The following is a 19,922-nucleotide window of genomic DNA, read 5'->3' on the forward strand; positions in this document are numbered from 1 at the left end:
CGGGGACATGGATGGCCCATGTCCCCTGATCGCTTCATTCAGCGGCCTGAGGCCGTCTGCGTAGCTAACACAATCCGGCGCAGCGGCGGCGCTGAATCAGAACGGCAGCTTGGCGTCGGTGGCGGTGGCCAGCACGCGGCGGAAGTCGCCCTTGATGCGCTCCAGCGCTTCTTCGTTATCGGCCTCGAAGCGCAGCACGATCACCGGCGTGGTGTTGGAGGCGCGCGCCAGGCCGAAGCCGTCTTTGTATTCCACGCGCAGGCCGTCCAGCGTGTTGACTTCCTCGGCGCCGTCGAACTGGGCGGTTTCCTGCAGTTTGGCGATCAGCGAGTGATTTTCGCCTTCCTTGGCCATCTTCAGGTTCAATTCCGGCGTGGAGACGGCATTGGGCAGCGCGTTCAACAGTTCGCTCGGGTCTTCCACGCGCGACAGCACTTCCAGCAGGCGGGCGCCGGTGTAGATGCCGTCGTCGAAGCCGTACCAGCGCTCCTTGAAGAATACATGGCCGCTCATTTCGCCGGCCAGCAGGGCGCCGGTTTCCTTGATCTTGGCCTTGATGAAACTGTGGCCGGTCCGCGCCATCACCGGCACGCCGCCGTTCTTTTTGATCCAGGGCTTGAGCAGGCGAGTGGATTTGACGTCGAAAATCACCTTGGCCTTGGGGTTGCGCTCCAGCACGTCGGCGGCGTACAGCATCAGCTGACGGTCCGGCCAGATGATGTTGCCGTCCTTGGTGACCACGCCCAGGCGGTCGCCGTCGCCGTCGAAGGCCAGGCCGAGTTCAGCGTCGGTTTTTTGCAGCGCCTCGATCACATCCTTCAGGTTTTCTGGCTTGGCCGGGTCCGGATGGTGGTTCGGGAAGTTGCCGTCCACGTCGCAGAACAGTTCGCGGACCTTGCAGCCCAGGCGGCGGTACAGCAGCGGGGCGAAAGCGCCGGCCACGCCGTTGCCGCTGTCCACCACGATGTTAAGCGGACGTTCCAGCTTGATGTCGGAGGTGATGCGCTCGAAGTAGGCTTCGGCGATGTCTTCGGTGCGGTAGCTGCCTTCGCCTTCGGCCAGATTGCCGTCCACGATGCGTTGATAGAGCTTCTGGATGTCTTCGCCGGCTAGCGTGTCGCCGCCCAGCATCATCTTGAAGCCGTTGTAGTCCGGCGGATTGTGGCTGCCGGTCACCATGACGCCGGACAGCGTGCCCAGCTGATGGGCGGCGAAATACAGCATCGGAGTGGCCACGCGGCCCACGTCGATCACGTCTACGCCGGCGCCGCGGATGCCGGCCGCCAGCGATTCGCTGAGTTCGGGGCCGGACAAGCGGCCGTCGCGGCCGATGACGATGGCCTTGACCTTGCGGGCCTTGGCTTCGGAGCCGATGGCCTGGCCGATTTGCTGGGCCACGGCGGCGGTCAGCGTCTTGCCGACGATGCCGCGGATGTCATAGGCCTTGAAAATGTCTTTGGATAGTTTGTTCATGATGTTCTGACACGGTCCATGTGTTATGTGGAGCGTAAAGCGGCGCCTCGTCTTGGGGCCGTTGCATCCGGGATTCAATGACCGAACTGTTGGGTCATCGCGATCAGTTCATTCAGTTTCTGGCGAGCCTTGCCGCTGTCCAAGGCTTCGCGCGCCATGGTAACACCATCGGCCAGGCTTGGGGCGATGTCGGCGGTGTAAATCGCCGCGCCGGCGTTGAAGAGCACGATGTCGCGCGCCGGGCCGGGCTCGCCGTTCAGCACGGACAACAGCCGCTCGCGCGACTGTTCGGCCGTGGTGGCGCGCAGGTCTTTCAGCTCGCAATGCATCAGGCCGAACTCGCCCGGCTCCAGCTCGTATTCCAGAATCTCGCCGTTCTTCAGCTCCGCCACCTGGCTGGGGCCGGACAGCGTCAGCTCATCCAGGCCGTCGCAGCCGTGCACGATCATCACGTGCTTGCTGCCCAGTTGCTTCAAGACGCGCGACTGGATGCCCACCAGGTCCGGGTGGAACACGCCCATCAGCTGGTTGTCGGCATCGGCTGGGTTGGTCAGCGGCCCCAGAATGTTGAAGATGGTGCGCGCGCCCAGCTCCTTGCGGATCGGCGCCACATGCTTCATCGCGCTGTGGTGGTTGGGGGCGAACATGAAGCCCAGGCCGATCTGATCCAGGCATTGGCCCACCTGCTGCGGCGTCAGTTGCAGATTGACGCCCAGCGATTCCAGCACGTCGGCGCTGCCGGAGCTGGACGAGACCGAGCGCCCGCCGTGCTTGGCCACGCGCGCGCCGGCGGCGGCGGCGACAAAGGCCGCGGTAGTAGAGATATTGAAGGTGTGCGATTTGTCGCCGCCGGTGCCGCAGGTATCCACCAGGTGGCGGCGGTCGGCTAGCGGCACATGCGTGGCGAATTCGCGCATCACGGTGGCGGCGGCGGCGATTTCCGAGACCGATTCCACCTTGACGCGCAGGCCGATCAGGATGGCCGCCGTCTGGGCCGGCGTCAGCTCGCCGCGCATGATCTGGCGCATCAGCGCCAGCATTTCGTCGTAAAACAATTCATTGCCGTCGATCAGCCGGTTCAGCGCGGCTTGCGGGGTAATCATGGCGGGATTCCTATCAGCTTTGCCGGCCCAGCTCGGCCAGCCTTTGCGTGTCGAGGTCGATTTCACAGGCGAGGCGGGCGCGCCCGGCGCCGTTGCCGCTGGCGTAGCTGGCTTCCACCCAGCCGCAGTGCTGGCGGCGATAGGCCTCGTAAGCCTGGCGGGCGCGGCGCAATTCGCGCGCGGCGTGGAAGCGGCCATCGGTGGCGGCATCCAGCTTGCGCATCGCGTCCAGGGTTTTGTCTTCCTGGGCTTGCAGCTGCTTGCGGATGTCGGTGTGCCGCTGCTGCAGGCAGGCGGCGATGGCCGGCGTGTCCGGCTGGCTTTGCGTGCAGTCATCCAGCGCGCCCGCCCAGGCCTGCGTCGACAACAAGGCGGCGATCAGCGGCAGCGGCAAGCGCATCAGGCGAATTCCTTCAGGAAGTTGTCCAGCATGCGGTGGCCGTGCTCGGTCAGGATGGATTCCGGGTGAAATTGCACGCCCTCGATGGGCAGGGTTTTGTGGCGCACGCCCATGATCTCGCCGTCATCGGTCCAAGCGGTGACTTCCAGGCAATCCGGCAGCGTTTCGCGCTCGATCACCAGCGAGTGGTAACGGGTGCAGGTGACCGGATTGGGCAGGCCGCGGAACATGCCCTTGTCCAGATGGCTGACCGGCGACACTTTGCCGTGCATCAGCTGTTTGGCGTGCACCACCTTGCCGCCGAAGGCCTGACCTATGCCCTGGTGGCCCAGGCATACGCCCATGATGGGCAGTTTGCCGGCGAAGTGCAGGATGGCCGGCACCGACACGCCGGCCTCGTTCGGGGTGCAGGGGCCGGGAGAGATCACCAGGTATTGCGGTTTCAGCGCCTCGATCTGCGGCAGCGTGATCTCATCATTGCGAAACACCTTCACGTCCTGGCCCAGTTCGCCGAAGTACTGCACCAGGTTGTACGTGAAGGAGTCATAGTTGTCGATCATCAGTAACATAATTTGCCCAATCTATTGATTTTTAATGTGCTTCCCGCGGCGTGGCTGGTGGCTTGTCCATGAGCGTGGCCGCCAGGGGTGGGCAAGGAACTGCGCCGCCATTTGGCGCATGCCGCTGCTTTGGGTGCGGCACCGCCCTGATTTTGTGCGGCGCGAGAATTCATTACGCCTGATCTTACGGTAATTTGCCTGCTGCTGGAAACCGGCGGAGTGGCGGGGCGGGCGTCAGCGCGTGATGTAGATTGCGCAAGGCGGCCAGGGGGAGCATGCCTGCGCGGCGGCCTGTGGGGGGCAGCCAACCGCGGCAGGCATGGCGTCAGACTCATGGGCGCGAGGGCTGCTCGCTTGCCAGCCAAGGCAGGCGGCCCAGCATCATGCTGACGGCCAAGGCCAGCAGGCCCGGCAGCAGCCACCCCAGGCTTAGCGAGAACAAGGGCAATTGTTCCAGACCATCCAGCAGCGCGGCGGGAAGCAGGCCGGCCGCCTTCAGGGCGTCGCCCAGGCTGATCAGGGACACGACGCCCAGCGTCAGGCCATAACTGAGGGGCAGATTCGGCAAACGGCTGCGCAGCGCTTGCAGTAGCACCAGGCAGATCGCGCTTGGGTAAATCAGATACAGGGCGGGCACGGTGACGCGGATCAGCGCATCCAGGCCAAAGTTGGCGATCAGGGTCGATGCCGCGGAAATCAGCGCCAGCCAGTAAGGATAAGCCAATCGCCCCGTTTGCTTGGCGAAGTAATCCGCGCAGGTGCTGCCGAGCCCCACCACGGTGGTCAGGCAGGCCAGCAGCACGATGCCCGCCATCAGCCAGCTGCCTGCGTCGCCAAACAGCCAGGCGACGTAACGCATCAGGATTTGTCCGCCATTGCTCGCGCCCGCCGCGACGGGGGCGCTGGTGGCGCCCAGATAGAACAGACACAGATACAGCAAGGACAGCAGCGCCACCGAGATCAGGCCGGCCTTGAAGGTCAGCAGGCGAACCATTCTGGGCTGCGTGATGCCCTTGCTGCTCAGCGCGCGCGCAACCAGGCCGCCAAACGCCATGGCCGACAACACGTCCATCGTTTGGTAACCACTCAGCAGGCCTTCGACAAAGGCGCCGTCGACATAGTCGGCGCTGGTTGCGCCCACGCCGGCCAGCGGCTTCAGCATGACGCCGAGCGCCACGGCCGACAGCAGCAGCAACAGCACGGGCGTCATCAAGCGGCCGACGCTGTCTATCATCTGGCCGGGCTTGAGCATGAAATACAGCCCGATTCCATTGAACGCCAGCGCGAACAAGACGCTGCCCCAGGGCGAATGGGCGAATCCCAGCGGCAGCCAGCCCATCTCGTAGGCGACATTGGCCACCCTCGGCATCGCAAACAAAGGCCCCAGAATCAGATACAGCAAGCTCCAGAATACGGTTGCGGCCCAGGGTGGCAGATCGCGTGACAGCGCCTCGCCGCGTCCCAGACCGGCCACCGTCAGCAGGGTCAGAAAAGGCAGGCCCACGCCGGTCAGCATGAAGCCCAGCGCCGCGATGGGCCAGGCCTCTCCGGCCAAATAGCCTGCCATAGGCGGAAAAATGACGTTGCCGGCGCCTAGGAAGAGGGCAAACACCATCATGCCCAAGGCGGCGGTGTGATTGCGGGAAAGCATGAAAGTCTCCGGATGGTGATGCCGGCGGACCTGGAGAAGGAGGGACATTTAGACCGGTCCCTCGCCAGGGACGTCGGCTAAATGCAAATGAGCGGCCTTATCCCTGGCTGATATTCAGCGGGATAATAATCTTCACGACGCTGCGCGCGGCAGGGGCCGCCTGGCCGCGTTGCGGCGAGACAGGAGAGGCGTGAGCGATAGGCAGCATGGATTTTTCGCTTGAAAACAGATAGTGAACGCTCATTAAAACGTCTGTGGCGGCGCTTGGCAAGGCATGGTCAGAAGATTAAACGCCTGGCATGGCGCGGCCGCGCCCAAGCCATGCTCAGTGCGGTCAGGCTTATCCTGCCCATCGTGCGCGACGGCGAGGGCCTGCCCGCTCGTCATCTGGTATCGGGTCTTCCGCGAACGGATTGGAGATTCGGCGCTTGTCCGGCAATCCTCCCCGCTTTTGCGAACAAGATATTTTACAGTCAAGCGGCTATATCCAAGAGAGCATGTCTAGGGAGCGCTCGCATGAGAAGGCAGCTATGGCTGGCAGTGCTGTGGAGTCTGGCTTTGCCAGTGCCTGCCCAGACCCTGCTGGTAGCGATGGAAGAAGCAGATAACCGGCCATTCGAATACCTGGACGATCAGGGCAATCTGACGGGTTTTCATACCGAGATCGTTCGCGCTGTGGCCAAGGCACTGGGATGGGAGGTGTCCTTCCTGCGCATGCCGTGGGGGAGGGCGCAATTATCGCTGGCCAATGGCAAGGTGGATGCCGTCACCTATATGGGTAAAACCGCGGAAAGAATGAAATACGCGGTTTTTCTGGATGGCAATCAGCTTGATGTCGAGCGCGTCACCTTGTTTGTGCGCAGGGAGGATGTGATCTGCCCCCGCTAGCCATACCAGCAATCAGGAGAGAAGTCCTAGGTTTGCATGGTGGTGGAACCTGCTGATCTTTGGCTTGCTAATTGTGCCTGGCGATGGCGTGCCGCAAATTCCGCTGGCGGTATCCGGCCAATCGATCCATGGGGACGGACTTGATTGTAATCGTCCCGCCACGCGGAGATGATCTGCCTGGCCTCCGCCAGCGAATCAAAGACATGCTCGTTCAGGCATTCGTCGCGGAGTCTGGCATTGAAGCTTTCGATGTAACCATTCTGCATCGGCCGGCCTGGTTGAATCAGGATGTGGCGGATGCCGCGGCTTTGCGCCCAGCCCATGAATGCCCGACTGGTGAACTCCGGCCCATTGTCCGTCCGGATCGCTGACGGATAGCCGCGAAATTGCGCCGCCTGATCCAACATCCGCGTGACGTATTGACCGGACATCGAGAAATCCACCGCAATCTGCACCGCTTCGTGGCTGAAGTCATCGGCGACCGTCAGGCATTTCAAGCGCCGACCACTGGCTAACTGGTCGCTGACAAAATCCATGCTCCACACCTCATTCCACTGTGTAGCGGCTTGCAGCGGCGTGCGCACGCCGGTCAGCTTACGCCGACGGTTACGTCGTCTAACCGCCAGACCTTGTTCGCGATACAAGCGGTACACCCGCTTGTGGTTGATGCCCGGAAACTCTGCGCGCAACAGGTCATACACTCGCCGATAGCCAAAGCGGCGGCGCGTGTGGGCGATATCGATGATGCGGGCGGTCAGCCGATGCGTGAATGCATCGGTTTGCGGCGGATGTCGCCAGGCGTCTCGAGAAAGCCCCACAAGCCGGCAAGCGCGGCGTTCCGACAATGCCAGTCCGCTGCTTAGCATGATGCGGATGGCCTGCCGCTTGGCTTGCGGGGCTAGCGCTTTATCCCGAAGGCGACCTTGAGAGCTTCGATATCGAGGTGGGCTTCGGCCAGCAGCTTCTTGAGCCGGGCATTCTCGGCTTCCAGATCGCGAGCGCGCTGCAATTCCGCGACGTTCATGCCGCCGTATTTGCTTCGCCATTTGTAGAAGGTGGCTTCAGAGAAGCCTCCCTGGCGGCAGACCTCCTTGATGGCCATGCCGAGTTCGGCCTGCTTGAGAAAGCCGATGATCTGCTCTTCGGTGTATCTGCTCTTCTTCATATCCGTCATTTTCCTTCAAGTGACAGACTTCTCTCTACTTTTGATTGGTAGGAGCTGAGGGGAGCAGATCAGATGCCGCGCGCATTCGCTACATGCCGCCAGTCACCAGCATGATGAAGCGCTGGCGCTTCGGCGCGCCGCACGGCTATTTCCTAGGGCAAGAGATCTCCGACGCGGTGGCGGCGGGGCTGCCCCTGGATCAGCATGCACAGAATCAGGCGCAATTGTTCGGGATGCTGGTGGCGCATCGCATCGACGTGGCGGTTGCCGAGAAACTGGCGCTGCAGCTGGTGGAGCCGGAAATGCCAGACGTGGCTGCGCATGTGGCGCCGGTGACGGGCGCGGTGTTCAGCGGCAACCCCATGTACATCGCCTTCCGCAACAAAGGCGACGGGCCGCAGTTGGCCAAGCAGTTTGCCGCGGCTTACGCCAAGTGGCGTCGCGGCGATGTCTATCCTTGGCTGATCGCGCGGTTCAAGGTGTACGAGCGGGTGCCGGATAGCTTCATCCCCAAGTAGCCAGTCTTTCATGCGAGCCAGCCCGCGATCGGCGGGCTGGTCGCTTTTCCAGGACGCTCAAGCCTTCAGTCTATGGCTTCTTCTTTGAAGCCAGGCAACGCCAGCAGGCGGGCCGCGCGGCAAGGCCTCCATGACCCGCAGGAAGCCGGCGGGGCTGCCCAGCGCCAGCAGTGCGGTCAGCGTCAGGGCCGCGTCAGCAGCGCGCATAAAGCACTGACGGCCAGCAGCAAGGGTTTGCGTCTGGGCAGACGGGGCGGCCAGCATGGCCGGCGCGCCCGCATTCGCGAGTCGCAAGCGGCATGAGTCTGCCGCGGCAGCGCAGGTTTTGGCAATGATGGGCCGTTTTTTGTTCGCATCGCATGCCCTATGCTGAATCGTGTGGTTTCAGGGAGCCCATCATGTCGAAGATATTGGCGGCGTGCTTGCTGGCTTGCGCATTGGCCATTGCCCATGCCTCGCCGGTATTGCTGGCCGCCGCCAGCAATACCGAGCCGGCGTTGAACGATATCGTCAGAAATTTCACGGCGAAGACAGGCGTAACGGTGAAGGTGACTTATGGCCCCGCGGTGGCGCTGGCTTCTCAGATCGCCAATGGCGCGGCGTTCGAGATTTATATTTCGTCCAGCGACGCATACACCCGTAGGCTGAAGTTACAGGGGCGCTGTTTGGATGAGCCTCGCATCTTTGGTTTAGGCACTTTGGTGCTGTGGTCGCTGGATGCGGATTTTCAAGAGAGCGGCTGGCTGGAGTGGCTGCGCCAGGGCAAAGGCAAGATCGCGCTGCCGGATCCCGAGTCCAGCATCTACGGCCAGACAGTTCTATACAGCTTGAACCATTACCAACTGGCAGAACGCCTGCGTCCGCGCTTTGTCAGGGCGCCGGATGTGGCGCATGCCGCGGCGCTGGTGGCGTCCGGCAAGGTGGCGGGCGCTTTTGTATCCAAATCTCAGGTGCTGGATCGCTCACGCCTGGGCAAGGGGCATTGGGTGGAGATACCGCGGGATAGTTATCCGCCTATTCGGCAGACGGTGGCGTTGCTGACGCCGGCGGCTGGCCACCCGGAGGCCCGGCAATTGTTCGATTATCTTTTTAGTCCCGAATCGGAGAAGATCTGGCGAGCGTATGGCTATGCCAAGCCGTGAGGCGCGAATCATGCGCCATGGTGCGGCGCGCATCGATGTCCCCGTTAAGCCATGGCTTGCTATGCGTGACGCAAACCACCCCGCCTAAGCGGGGTGGGGGTGTCAGTGATGATCGTGGCGGTAGGCGAAAACCGGCAACTGCCACTCGCGCCACAGCGCGGTCATGCGCAGCACCAGGCCGAAGGCGAAGCTGGCGGCGATGTTCCAGTCGTGCGGAATCTCCAGCGCGTTCAATCCCAAGTAGAGGATGGCCACCAATAGCGACACGCTGGCGTACAGCTCGCGGCGGAACACGATGGGCACGCGATTGCACAGGACGTCGCGCAGAATGCCGCCGGCGATGCCGGTGATCATGCCGGCCATGACTACGATGACCGGGTGATAGCCCATGCCTAACGCCACATCGCAGCCGATGATGGTGAAAGCCACCAGGCCCAGCGCGTCCAGCACCAGGAACAGCCGGTTCAGATGGCGCATGAAGCGCGCGGCCAGCACGGCGGCGATGCCGCCGGCCACCACCAGCAACACGTACTCAGGGTGTTGCGTCCAGCCTATCGGGTAACGGCCGAGCACGATGTCGCGCACGGTGCCGCCGCCCAGCGCGGTGAGGAAGGCGATGACGGTGACGCCGAAGATGTCCATGTGTCGGCGGCCCGCAGCCAGCGCGCCAGTCATCGCTTCCGCGGTGATGGCGATCAGATAGATCAGGCTCAGCATGGCAAGCTCCCGCGCGCGACGGCGGCGGATGGGCATGAAAAAGGGAAAAGAATGTCTACTGGCGCGGGCAAAAGCGCGCGGCCGATGGCGGGTGCGGACAAGGCAGTCTCCTGGGTGGATTCCGGGTTGCGGAACAGCCTCTCCCCTTGTCCTTTTACCTGAGAGTTGCATGGCCGGCGGCCACTTGCCCCTTCGGTGGACCGCTCGCGGCGGCCTCTCTCCAATCGGCTTGAATCAATGGTGCACTGCGGTACTGCTTGCCTGAGCGATTATGGGAGTTTGCGTCTTCGGCGGGGGCGGCGCCCCTCTCTCCCGCAGCGCGTCAAATATTAGCCATTGCTGTTTGAATAGTCAATATTCAGAACCTATTGATGATTATTTTTCTGCATGGAGCAATTGCGGTGGAGGGATGGCGGGGAGGGGATGGAAATCAGTACGAAGCGACGCTAGCCAAGCCGCGAAAGGGTTTGAGGTGTGTTGGCGATAAAACCGGAGCGCCTGTCGGCGCTCCGGCGTGGCGCGTCAGGAGTCCTTCTGCGGTTTGGCGGCGGCAGCCGGCTTGACGGTTTTGGCTGCGGCCGGCGCTTGGCCGTTGGCCTTGGCAGCGGCCTTGCGGGCTGGCGCAGGCTTTGTCGCCGTTTTGCGCGTGGCGGCGGTCTTGGTCGGCGCCGGCTGGGTTTCAGCCTTGGCCGCACGGACGATGGGCTTGGCGGCAGGGACCGGAGCCGGTGCCGGCTTGGCTGCAACCGTTTCCGCCGCGCGAGGGGCGGCCGACTGAATCACGGCCTTGTCCAGAATGGCCTTGCGGTCTTGTTCGGAAAGGCCAAGCACATTGGCCGCCTGTTCCAACCGTTGCTGTTGCTCCGCGGGAATGTCGTGTCGATTCACCAGCAGCAGGTCGCGCACCAGCATCCAGGCCTGGTGGCGGATGTGCTGGTCGGGCAGCAGCGTGCTCAAGCCGTTAAGCGCCCGCTGAGGATCGGCGCGCACCAGGGCGACCTGCTTGCGGACGGTATCCTTCAGCTGCATCAGCGTCAGCGGATATTCTCGCTGCACGCCGCGCATGGTGCGGCGGATGGCGTTGAACGGCCGTTCATCGATGACGCCCATGCCGATGCCGACATAGATCAGCAGCCGGATGAAGCCATCAGCCAGCGTGCCTTGCTCGAAGCTCGGGTCCAGCGCTTCGCGCTTCAGGCGCGCCAGCTCGCGGCTTTCCCAGGTGAGGGCTTGCTTGCGCTCTTCGCCGGCGGGCTGCACGCCGACCAGCGTGGCCAGTTGCGGCGACTCGTAAATCCCGCGGAATAGCTGTTCCTGCGCGGCGTCGCGCAGGTCGCGGTAATGATCCAGCGACTGGACGATGAAATCAGACATCCGTTCCTGCCACTGCCACAGCGGATTGTCCGCGGAAACCGGGCGGCGCTGTTCGCGCACTTTGGCGGCGAGTCCGGGCAGCCACCACAGCCAGGGGTTCTTCGGCGAGATCAGCGTGCGTTCGAAGCGGGCGGGATGCAGCTCGCGCAGCAGGCGGGCGCTGGCCTCGTTGCTGAAGGCGCGCACCACGGGGGACAGATAGCGGTCGTACACGCCCTGGTTGATTTCGGAGACGCGTTTCACCACTTCGAAAGCCTGTTCGTCGTCGCGGCCGTCGTCCAGCGCCAGGATGTCCGATACATCGCGGGCTTCGAAGCGGATGATGTAGCGGCCTTCGATGTATTCCTGGCCCGGCGCGTCCGGGGCGATGTCTTCGATGACGGCCTCGTACAATCCCGGGGCCAAAACGTCTATCAGGTCCAACGCGCTGGCGAACTCGCTGTGCTCCTTGTTGGCCACGCCGGATGACACAAAAATGCCCAGGTGGCCCACCTTGTTGTGCAGGCAGTAGACGATGGTCTGCTCGTTGTTGCGGATGCCCTCGACGCTGTCGTACAGGTCCGCGATCCAGTTCAGCGCCTGCTGCGGCGGGGTGATGTTGTCGCCCCAGGAGGCGAACACCATGATGGGCGAGCGGATGTTGCGCATGTCCACGCGCATCGTGCCGTCATGGCTGGTGATCTTGCCATGGACCAAATCGTTGCCGACGAACAGCTTTTGGGTGATCCACTCCATCTCCACCTTGTTCAGCAGGTAGTGGCCGCCCCACCAGCGTTCGAAATCGAGATAGCGTTGCGGCTCGGTATCCACCTTGGAATACAGATTGTAGGACTTCTTCCATAGGGTGTTGGCCGGATCCAGCTTCTCGAAGTTTTCCACCAGATGGGCGCCATCGAAGTGGCCATTGCCCAGGTCTCCGGCCAGCGAGGCGCTCCAGGTGCCGCCGTTCAGGCCGCCGGCGTAACGCATGGGGTTCTTGCCGCGCACGCCGGCCCAGTAGGACAGCGGCGAGCCGGCCAGCAGGATAGGGCCGACCAGGTCGGGCGCTACCGAAGCCAACATGGCCAGCGCCCAGCCGCCCTGGCAGTTGCCGATGACGAAGGGCTTGCCGTCGCTATTTGGGTGCAGTTCGTTGACGCGTTTGAGGAAATGGCCTTCGGCCTTGGCCACGCTTTCTATTGTCTGGCCCGGCACGGGCTGCGGGAAGAACATCACGAAGTAGCAGGGATGTCCCTGCTGCAGCGCGATGCCGATTTCACTGTCCATCTTGAAGCCGCCAATGCCGGGGCCGTGGCCAGCGCGCGGGTCTATGACCACGAAGGGGCGCTTGGCCGGATCGGTGGCTGGGCAGTTGGATGGCGGTTTGATGGCGGCCAGCGCGTAGTTGGCCGGATCGGGCAGCTCGCGCGCATCCATGATGATGGTGTAGTCGAACACCAGCACCGGCGGCTTGCCGCTTTCACAATGTTCCAGATAGGTGGCGCCGCGCTGATACAGCGTGTCCCAGTACAGAACGCCGCGCTGGCAGGCGTCCAGCCAGTAATCAAACAACGGTTGGGCAAACGGGATTTTCCCGTCTCGAACTGCAGTAGTTGACCACATTGCAACCCCTTGCGTTTTGATGAGTGGAAACGGTGTGCGGCCAAGGCAACGGCCTTGGCTGCCACTGTACTCGTTATCTGCTGCAATGCAATAAATGCGAATGGTCTTGAGGCGATGTGTGGCGCGCAGCCATCAGCTTGTTGCACTGCAACTATCGTTTCGAGCGGCGGACGGCGACAGAGTTTCCAGCGATTTGATCATCACTACGCTGCGATAGGCTTTGTCCGGCCATTGCAGCGGGGCTTCCACGCGGTAGCCGCGGCGTTGATAGCGGCGGACCAGATGGACGGCGTCCTGGGCGGTATCCAGGCGGATGGCCGCGCAGCCTTGGCTGCGCGCCCAGTTTTCCGCCGCGTCCAATAGTCGTTCGCCCAGGCCGTGACCTTGCCATTCCGGCGCGACGGCCAGTTGCGACAGCACGGCGCCGTCGGGTTGTCGGAATTGCAGGCAAGGCGAGTTGAGCCGGGCGCGATGCACCGTGACGGTGCCGGCCAGCTGGTTTTGGTGCCAAGCCAGCAGGCAGTGGCCGCCCTTGATGCGGCGGCGGGTCACGTCGGGGCTTTGATCCACCGGGGTGTAGCGCAGCCCCATCGCGGCCAGTTGGGCGTAGGCGTGGTGCAGCAGATCGGTCAATTGTTCTATCGAATCGGATTCGGTTAAGGGTCGCAGTGTGAACATGGGAAGGTTTCTTCAGGGGGCGAGACCCTCATGAAGCAAGCGTCATGCCTGGTGGAGATGGGGCCGTCCCCAGTCGCCGGCCATTTCCTCGCTGATCAAGTCTTCCGCGATGAAGTCCAGAAACGCGCGGACGGCAGGCGACAGGCCGCGGCGGGTAGGGAAGGCTGCATGCAGGATGCCCCAGGGAAAGTCGTATTGCGGCAGGATATGGCTAAGCCGTCCATCGGCCAGCGCGTGGTGGCAGACATTGGTGGGCAGCGCGGCGATGCCGATGCCGGCGATGGCGGCCTGCAGCAGCACGATCATGTCGTCGGTCATCAGTCTGGGCGCGTCGATGTGAATGGTGTAGGTCTGGCCGACATTGTCCAGCAGCACCCACTGGCCGCGGCCGTCCGGCCGGCTCATCGTCAGCGCGGGCAGCGCGGCCAGCCGCTCCGGCGCTTGCGGTTCGCCGTGCTTTTCGAGGAAGGCGGGGCTGGCCACCAGGATGACCCGGCTCTTGCCCAAGGTGCGTACGACCAGGCTGGCGCTGTCTTCGATCACGTTGCGTACCCGGAGCGCCACGTCCACCCCTTCTTCGATCAGGTCCACCCTGCGGTTGGTGGCCTCCAGTGCTACCCGCACTTGAGGGTGGCGCGCCAGGAAGCGCGGCAGCGCGGCGCTGAGCATGGTCTTGGCCAGCAGTTCCGGGCAGCTGACCCGTATCAGGCCGCGCGGTTCGGCGCTGCTTTGCAGAATGGTCTCATCGGCGGCTTCGGCTTCGGCCAGCATGGCCTGGCAGCGTTGATAATACTGGCTGCCGATTTCCGTCAGCGACAGGCGGCGCGTAGTCCGTTGCAGCAGGCGCACGCCCAGGCGGCTTTCCAGTTCCGCCACCCGCCGCGACAGCGTGGACTTGGGGATGCCCAGCACCCGGGAGGCCGCCATGAAGCCGCCGTGCTCCACCACTTTGGCGAAGTACATCAGATCGTTCAGGTCTCGCATGATTGTCTCACTGGTGGAACAATGTTTCCGATTTTAGCAGTCTAGTCCGGATTGTTGCTGGTTCTTATCATGCACACATCTCCACTGCACCGCGAAAGACCCGAACATGAAACTGCTGCATCTCGATTCCAGCATCCTGGCCGACAACTCGGTTACCCGCGAATTGTCCGCCGTAGTGGCCAACACGCTGCGTCAGCGTCACGCCAATGTCGAAACCATCTACCGCGATCTGGCGGCCAATCCGATCGCTCACCTGTCCGGCGAAATCGTCGGCGCGCGTTTCGCGCCTCAGACGGACTGGACGCCGCTGCAGCGCAGCGAGGCTGCCTTGACCGATCAACTGATCGAGGAGTTCGTCGCAGCCGATGTGCTGGTGATCGGCGCGCCGATGTACAACTTTTCCATTCCGACTCAGTTGAAGAGCTGGATCGACCGCGTGGCCGCCGCCGGCCGCACCTTTAAGTACACCGAGAACGGCGCGGTGGGCCTGGTGCCCAACAAGAAGGTGATTGTGGTGTCCGCCCGCGGCGGCGTGCACAGCGGAGAGCAGGGCAGCCTGATGGACTTCCAGGAAGATTATCTGGTGAAGGTATTGGGTTTCCTGGGCGTGAGCGACGTCGAAATCATCCGCGCCGAGGCCATCGGCATGGGCCAGGACAAGCGCGACACGTCTATCCACCTGGCGAAGGAAGCCATCGCCAAGCTGGCGCTGTAACAGCCAATGCAAACCAGGCCCGGCGCATTGCAGCCGGGCCTGATTGCGTCTGGAGAGTGTTAATCCAATGGCAGCTTCAGCGCCTGATCCACGCTGGGTTCGGTCAGGTAGCGCCGCATGATGGCGCGCAGGGTGCCGTCGCGGTACATCTTGCGCAGCTCGTCCTGCCACAGCGCGGCGGCTTGCTGGCTGAAGCGCGCCTTGCTCAGCACGATGCTGCCCGCGGTGATTTCGCTGTCCGGGAAAAAGTCGTGCACCGTCACCTGTTGGGCGGCCTGATGGCTTTGCAGCCAAGGATCGAAGCTGATGGGATGGCCGAAAGAGGCCGTCACCACGCCGCTGCAGACCATTTTATACAGATCGTCCTCGTTGGCGGCGATGACGATCTTATGCTGTTGCGCCAATTCATCCAGAAACTTGTCTTCGGCCGGGCTGTGGCGGTAGCCGCGCACCATGCCCCAGCGCAGGTCAGGCAGCTTGAGCAGCGCATCCAGCGTGGAGACATTCACGCCGCGGTGCAGCAGCACCAGATTCTTGCTGTGATGGTAGACCGCCATCCACAAATAGCGTTGCCGCTCAGGCGTCACGGTGGTGGAGGTGCCGATGTCGGCCTGGCCTATCTCCAGCAGCTTCAATACGCGCAGCCGCGGATAGTCTCCTTCGCTCTGGATGGGGCAATTCAGCCTGCGGGATAGTTCGTGAATAATGTCCGGATCGTAACCCTTGCCCGAGTGATAAGCTACGCCGAAGTTGTAATAGGCGACAGTCAGCGGACCGTTGGGGCAGGCGGGGTTGGGAGCCGATTGAGCGGTAGCCAGCCAAAGCGAAAACGCGCAGCCTGCAATCAGTTTCATCGATTACTCCGTGTAGAGGCGATGACGTTGCCGTTCTGTTCAGTCTAGCGGCAACTGCATCATTTGCTTGGCGGCCCCTTCGCTGAGATAGCGCCGCAGGATGTTGAGCAGGCTGTCATCCTGATACATTTTCTTCAGTTCCAAATGCCAACGCTCGGCCGCTTCTTGCGAAAACCTTGCCTTGCTCAGGGCCAGGCCGCTGGCGATGGTCTCTCCGGACGGAAACAAATCCACTACGAGAATGCGTTTGGCGACCTGCGGGGCGCGCAGCCAAGGTCCGTAGCTGGTGGGTAGCGAGAAGGCGGCGGTCACGATGCCGTCGTCTAGCATGCGGAACAATTCGTCTTCGTCATTCGCTATCACCAGTTTGTTTTCTGCCTTCATCTGCGCCAGCAATTGATCCTGCTGCGCACTGTGCCGGTAGCCGCGTATGGCGCCCCAGCGCAAGGCCGGGTCGCGCAATAGTTCCGGCAGCGCGCGGGCATGGATGGACGGATGCAGCAGCACCATGTTTCGGGTGTGGTTGTATGGAAAGATCCAGGCGTAGACCAGTCGATCCGGCGTGGCCAGGGTGGAAGTGCCAAGGTCGATCTGGCCGCTTTCCAGCATCTTCAGCGCGCGCAGCCGCGGCAGCTCTGTTTCGCTGGCTATCGGGCAATGCAGCCGCCGGGCCAGCTCGCGCACCATGTCTACGTCGTAGCCGTTGCCGTCGCGATAGGCGACGCCGAACTTGTAGAACCCAACGCGTAGCGGGCCATTGGGGCAGGCCGGATTGGGCGCTGCGTGGCTGGCGAGGGCCAGGCACGCGGCCAGCCACGACAAGGCAAGGTGAGAGCGAATGCGATTCAGCGAGGCGATGGCGTGCATGAGTCCCGAACCTGTGCGGTGATCTGTTCCGTGCCCATGGGTTGCGGGCACGGCGATGCCGCGTTGTTATTCCTCGCTGATTATAGTCAAGCCGATTACGCTGTCGCGCGATAAGCCGCAGCTGCGGCGTAGCGCCTGGATTGCCGCTCCACCCATTGTTCCGTCGCGTGGGCTGCCGCTAGCAAAGCCTTGTCGCCGCGTTTCAGCGATTCCAGCTGCAAGACGGATACATCGTTCAAGCCTATGGTGGCCAGCGCGCAGCGCAGATACGGTGTCAAAAAGTCGGGCTGCCAATCGGGCTTGGACAGCATCGGCCCGCCGCTGGCCACGATGACGAAAACCGGCCGGTTGTCCAGCAGGCCGTTTTTGCCATCCGGTCCGCCGCGGAAGGTCCGGCCGGGGCGCATCACCAAGTCCAGCCAGACTTTCAGCGCGGCCGGCACGGTAAAATTGTGCATGGGCGTGGACAGGATCAAGCAGTCGCAGGCCTCCAGTTCGGCAATCAGCTGTTCTGATAGTGCGAGCGCCTGCCGTTGCGCATGGCTGCGCGCGTCTTCGCGCATTAGACTGGCTTCGACAAACTCCCGGTTGATGGCATGGGGCGGCAGCAAAGAGAGATCGCGCTCGAAAAGGGCGGGCGGTCCGGCCTGCGCCAGCCGCGCGGCTAGCAGCTTGCCGGCCTGGAGGCTATGAGAGTCGCCGCCATTGGGGCTGGCGTTGACGTGCAGAATGCTTGGCATGCTCAGTCCTCGCTCAGCGGCTGCGTAAAGCGCAAGGCGGTGGCGACCAGACCCTGGCGATAATAAAAGCGATGGCCCAGGGTGTTGGACATCGGCGTGTCCAGCAGCAGCTTGGCGCAACCATGGCTGCGGGCCAGCTGTTTCAAATGGTTCATCAGGGTTTCCCCCAGGCGCTGGCCGCGGCAGCGTTCATCGGTGACGAGATCGTCCACGTACATGTGCCGGCCATGCACCAGGTTTTCCATGGGTCGCCAGCCGGCCAGGGCGGCCAGTTCGCCGTCGCGGTACAGCCCAAGCAGCCGGTAGCCTTGATGGGCCTGACGCTCCCAGCGCGCGACCAGTTCATCGGCGTTCAGGAGGTGGGGACGGAATTGGCGCATCAGCGCAAAGCTGGCGCGGACGGTTTCTGCGGTGTCGATGTCGCGGATTTCAAGACGCATGGCTGGTGTCTAGTCGGTATCGTGGTTAATATCAGAGTTCTTACATTATGCAACATATCAGAGCTTTGATATTATGATCAAGTCATCAGGCGCGGCGTTGCCGCAGCCGGGCGAGGGCATGCGCGGCGAAGGTGGACATATAGGCTATCTATTGCGCCAGGCCGCTGCGGGCCAACATTTGCGGATGGAGCGCGCATTGGCGGATTTGGGCGTGACGCCGCCACAGTTCGTGGTGTTGACGATGCTGGCGGCCTATCCTGGACATTCCAACGCCGATTTGGCGCGGCTGGCTTTGCTGACGCCGCAAACCGTCAGCGTCATTGTGGCGAATCTGAAAAAAGCCAGTCTGGTGGAGGCCAGGCCGCATGCCAGCCATGGCCGCATCGTGCAATTGCAGTTGAGCGCTAAGGGGGAGGATTTGCTGACGCAAAGCAAGGCGCGGGTGCGCGAGCTGGAGGCGCGCATGCTGGAAGGTTTGTCGGTGGCGGAGGAGCAGACGATACGCCGTTGGTTGGCGAGGCAGGCTGCCGGCCAGGACTGAGCCTGGCCGGCGAACGGCTTACAGCTTGATCAGGGTGCTCTTCAGTTCGGTGTATTTTTCCAGCGCATGCAGCGATTTGTCGCGCCCGTTGCCGGATTGCTTGTAGCCGCCGAACGGGAAGTTCATGTCGCCGCCCTCGTCATAGCAGTTGACCCAAACCGTGCCGGCGCGCAGGCGGCGCGACACTTGGTGGGCGGTGCTGACGTCGGCAGTCCATACCGCGGCCCCCAGGCCGTATTCGGTGTCGTTGGCGATGCGGATGGCTTCCTCGACATCATCGAAGGTGATGACCGACAGCACCGGGCCGAAGATTTCCTCGCGGCAGATGGTCAGGCTGTCGCTTGGGCAGTCGAAGGCCGTCGGCTCGATGAACAGGCCCTTGTCGGTGTGGGCGGCTTTGCCCCCCAGCAACAGGCTGGCGCCTTCGCTCAGGCCTTTGTCGATATAACTCAGCACCTTGCGGTACTGGATATCGTCTACGATGGCGCCCATCGAAGTGGCCGGGTCCAGCGGATCGGCCGGATAGTAGCCGGCGGCGGCCTTTTTGAACTCCTCCAAGAAGCGCGTCTTGATATCGCGATGCACCAGCACGCGGGAGCCGGCGGTGCACATTTCGCCCATATTGTAGTAGATGGCGCCTGCCGCGGCGCGCGCGGCGCGGGCCAGGTCCGGGCAATCCGGCAGGATGATGTTGGGCGACTTGCCGCCCAGCTCCAGCCAGGCCCGTTTCAGATTCGATTGCGCGGCATAGCCGGCGATCAATTTGCCGACAGCGGTGGAGCCGGTGAAGGCCACGCAGTCCACGTCCATATGCAGCGCCAGTAGGCGGCCGACATCGCCGGCGCCGGGCAGCACCTGGAAGATGCCGTCCGGGATGCCGGCCTGCTTGGCCAGCCCCGCGACGCGGATGGCGGTCAGCGGCGATTTTTCCGACGGTTTGACGATGACGGCGTTGCCGGCGGCCAGCGCCGGCCCGAACTTCCAGCTGGCCATCAGAATCGGGAAATTCCACGGCACAATGGCGGCCACCACGCCTATGGGTTCGCGCGTCACCAGACCCAGCAGCTTGGGATCGACCGGCGCCACTTCGCCGCCGATCTTGTCTATCGCCTCGGCGAACCACTCCACACAATAGGCCGCGCCAGGCACATCCACCGTGGTGGTGTCGCCTATGGGTTTGCCGGCATCCAGGGTTTCCAGCAGCGCCAATTCGTCGGCATGTTGGCGGATCAGTGCGGCGAATCGTTTCAGAATGCCGCCGCGCTGGCGCGGCGCCAGGCCGGACCAGGTGCCGGAGTCGAAGGCGCGGCGCGCCGCCTTGACTGCCGCTTCCACCTCGGCTTCGCCGCAATGGCTGATATCGGCCAGCTTGGCGCCGGTGGCGGGATTGACGCAATCGAAGCGTTTGCCGTCTGCGGCTTCGCGGTAGGCGCCGTCAATGAAGGCGCGTCCCTCGATATTGAGTTCTGCGGCAAGTTGCTTCCATTCTGCGTGACTACGGGCCATGGCA

General features: G+C 62.9%; 20 protein-coding genes and 2 riboswitches. Of the genes, 5 read left to right on the top strand and 15 right to left on the bottom strand.

Annotated features, from left to right (window positions below; all coding sequences use genetic code 11):
- Window positions 1-96 precede the first annotated feature (96 nt).
- The 5 genes from BI343_RS02190 to brnQ form a co-directional block, all read right to left on the bottom strand.
- On the bottom strand, window positions 97-1,473 hold the full coding sequence (locus BI343_RS02190; RefSeq protein ID WP_071108480.1) for a phosphomannomutase/phosphoglucomutase: 1,377 nt from the start codon (window positions 1,471-1,473) through the stop codon (window positions 97-99).
- A 74-nt stretch (window positions 1,474-1,547) separates the two neighbouring features.
- Entirely contained in the window at window positions 1,548-2,576 is a 1,029-nt protein-coding gene (gene trpD, locus BI343_RS02195; protein ID WP_071108481.1) for an anthranilate phosphoribosyltransferase, read from the bottom strand.
- A gap of 13 nt (window positions 2,577-2,589) precedes the next feature.
- Window positions 2,590-2,976 (bottom strand): lysozyme inhibitor LprI family protein, encoded by a 387-nt coding sequence (locus BI343_RS02200; RefSeq protein ID WP_071108482.1) that lies wholly within the window; start codon window positions 2,974-2,976, stop codon window positions 2,590-2,592.
- On the bottom strand, window positions 2,976-3,545 hold the full coding sequence (locus BI343_RS02205; protein WP_071108483.1) for an aminodeoxychorismate/anthranilate synthase component II: 570 nt from the start codon (window positions 3,543-3,545) through the stop codon (window positions 2,976-2,978). The genes BI343_RS02200 and BI343_RS02205 overlap by 1 nt, the downstream gene beginning before the upstream one ends.
- A 322-nt stretch (window positions 3,546-3,867) precedes the next feature.
- Window positions 3,868-5,187, bottom strand: a complete 1,320-nt coding sequence (gene brnQ / locus BI343_RS02210; protein ID WP_071108484.1) for a branched-chain amino acid transport system II carrier protein — start codon at window positions 5,185-5,187, stop codon at window positions 3,868-3,870.
- Window positions 5,188-5,406: 219 nt separating this feature from the next.
- Between brnQ and BI343_RS02215 the strand changes: the two genes are divergently transcribed.
- Window positions 5,407-6,075 (top strand): substrate-binding periplasmic protein, encoded by a 669-nt coding sequence (locus BI343_RS02215; RefSeq protein ID WP_139165613.1) that lies wholly within the window; start codon window positions 5,407-5,409, stop codon window positions 6,073-6,075.
- Window positions 6,076-6,101: 26 nt separating this feature from the next.
- Here the strand turns inward: BI343_RS02215 and BI343_RS02220 are convergent.
- Window positions 6,102-7,240 (bottom strand): IS3 family transposase gene (locus BI343_RS02220; RefSeq protein ID WP_422614097.1). Its coding sequence is split into 2 segments (ribosomal slippage): window positions 6,102-6,985 and window positions 6,985-7,240, totalling 1,140 coding nucleotides; the frame shifts between segments, so codons are not numbered across the junction.
- A 92-nt stretch (window positions 7,241-7,332) separates the two neighbouring features.
- Here BI343_RS02220 and BI343_RS02230 point away from each other — a divergent pair.
- Window positions 7,333-7,758 (top strand): ABC transporter substrate-binding protein, encoded by a 426-nt coding sequence (locus BI343_RS02230; protein ID WP_071108487.1) that lies wholly within the window; start codon window positions 7,333-7,335, stop codon window positions 7,756-7,758.
- 398 nt (window positions 7,759-8,156) lie between these two features.
- A complete protein-coding gene (modA, locus tag BI343_RS02240) occupies window positions 8,157-8,900 on the top strand; it encodes a molybdate ABC transporter substrate-binding protein (protein ID WP_043629205.1) in 744 nt (247 codons plus the stop codon).
- Window positions 8,901-9,002: 102 nt separating this feature from the next.
- Here modA and BI343_RS02245 read toward each other — a convergent pair whose 3' ends face one another.
- The 4 genes from BI343_RS02245 to BI343_RS02260 form a co-directional block, all read right to left on the bottom strand.
- The gene (locus BI343_RS02245; protein WP_071108489.1) at window positions 9,003-9,617 is read right to left on the bottom strand and encodes a trimeric intracellular cation channel family protein; all 615 of its coding nucleotides are present in this window, start codon (window positions 9,615-9,617) and stop codon (window positions 9,003-9,005) included.
- 136 nt (window positions 9,618-9,753) lie between these two features.
- Window positions 9,754-9,851, bottom strand: a riboswitch (glycine riboswitch).
- A 4-nt stretch (window positions 9,852-9,855) separates the two neighbouring features.
- Window positions 9,856-9,942, bottom strand: a riboswitch (glycine riboswitch).
- Window positions 9,943-10,139: 197 nt separating this feature from the next.
- Complete coding sequence (locus tag BI343_RS02250) at window positions 10,140-12,593, bottom strand: DUF3141 domain-containing protein (protein WP_071108490.1); 2,454 nt, start codon at window positions 12,591-12,593, stop codon at window positions 10,140-10,142.
- A gap of 132 nt (window positions 12,594-12,725) precedes the next feature.
- Window positions 12,726-13,271 carry a GNAT family N-acetyltransferase gene (locus tag BI343_RS02255; protein WP_071108491.1) on the bottom strand — a complete coding sequence of 182 codons (546 nt, stop codon included), beginning with the start codon at window positions 13,269-13,271 and terminating at the stop codon, window positions 12,726-12,728.
- Window positions 13,272-13,313: 42 nt separating this feature from the next.
- Entirely contained in the window at window positions 13,314-14,255 is a 942-nt protein-coding gene (locus BI343_RS02260; protein ID WP_071108492.1) for a LysR substrate-binding domain-containing protein, read from the bottom strand.
- A gap of 106 nt (window positions 14,256-14,361) precedes the next feature.
- Between BI343_RS02260 and BI343_RS02265 the strand changes: the two genes are divergently transcribed.
- The gene (locus BI343_RS02265) at window positions 14,362-14,970 is read left to right on the top strand and encodes an FMN-dependent NADH-azoreductase (protein WP_071108493.1); all 609 of its coding nucleotides are present in this window, start codon (window positions 14,362-14,364) and stop codon (window positions 14,968-14,970) included.
- A 59-nt stretch (window positions 14,971-15,029) separates the two neighbouring features.
- On the opposite strand, the gene BI343_RS02270 is transcribed toward BI343_RS02265, so the two are convergent.
- The 4 genes from BI343_RS02270 to BI343_RS02285 form a co-directional block, all read right to left on the bottom strand.
- Window positions 15,030-15,824, bottom strand: coding sequence for a substrate-binding periplasmic protein (locus BI343_RS02270; protein WP_043629218.1), 795 nt, complete (start codon window positions 15,822-15,824; stop codon window positions 15,030-15,032).
- A gap of 39 nt (window positions 15,825-15,863) precedes the next feature.
- A complete protein-coding gene (locus BI343_RS02275; protein WP_071108494.1) occupies window positions 15,864-16,691 on the bottom strand; it encodes a substrate-binding periplasmic protein in 828 nt (275 codons plus the stop codon).
- Window positions 16,692-16,786: 95 nt separating this feature from the next.
- The gene (locus BI343_RS02280; RefSeq protein WP_071108495.1) at window positions 16,787-17,431 is read right to left on the bottom strand and encodes an FMN-dependent NADH-azoreductase; all 645 of its coding nucleotides are present in this window, start codon (window positions 17,429-17,431) and stop codon (window positions 16,787-16,789) included.
- Window positions 17,432-17,433: 2 nt separating this feature from the next.
- Window positions 17,434-17,871 (bottom strand): GNAT family N-acetyltransferase, encoded by a 438-nt coding sequence (locus BI343_RS02285; RefSeq protein WP_071108496.1) that lies wholly within the window; start codon window positions 17,869-17,871, stop codon window positions 17,434-17,436.
- 73 nt (window positions 17,872-17,944) lie between these two features.
- Here BI343_RS02285 and BI343_RS02290 point away from each other — a divergent pair, with 73 nt between their 5' ends.
- Complete coding sequence (locus tag BI343_RS02290; protein ID WP_052247025.1) at window positions 17,945-18,412, top strand: MarR family winged helix-turn-helix transcriptional regulator; 468 nt, start codon at window positions 17,945-17,947, stop codon at window positions 18,410-18,412.
- An 18-nt stretch (window positions 18,413-18,430) separates the two neighbouring features.
- Here BI343_RS02290 and BI343_RS02295 read toward each other — a convergent pair whose 3' ends face one another.
- Window positions 18,431-19,918, bottom strand: a complete 1,488-nt coding sequence (locus tag BI343_RS02295) for an aldehyde dehydrogenase (RefSeq protein ID WP_071108497.1) — start codon at window positions 19,916-19,918, stop codon at window positions 18,431-18,433.
- Window positions 19,919-19,922 lie beyond the last annotated feature (4 nt).

Source organism: Chromobacterium amazonense, from assembly GCF_001855565.1.
GTDB lineage: Bacteria > Pseudomonadota > Gammaproteobacteria > Burkholderiales > Chromobacteriaceae > Chromobacterium > Chromobacterium amazonense.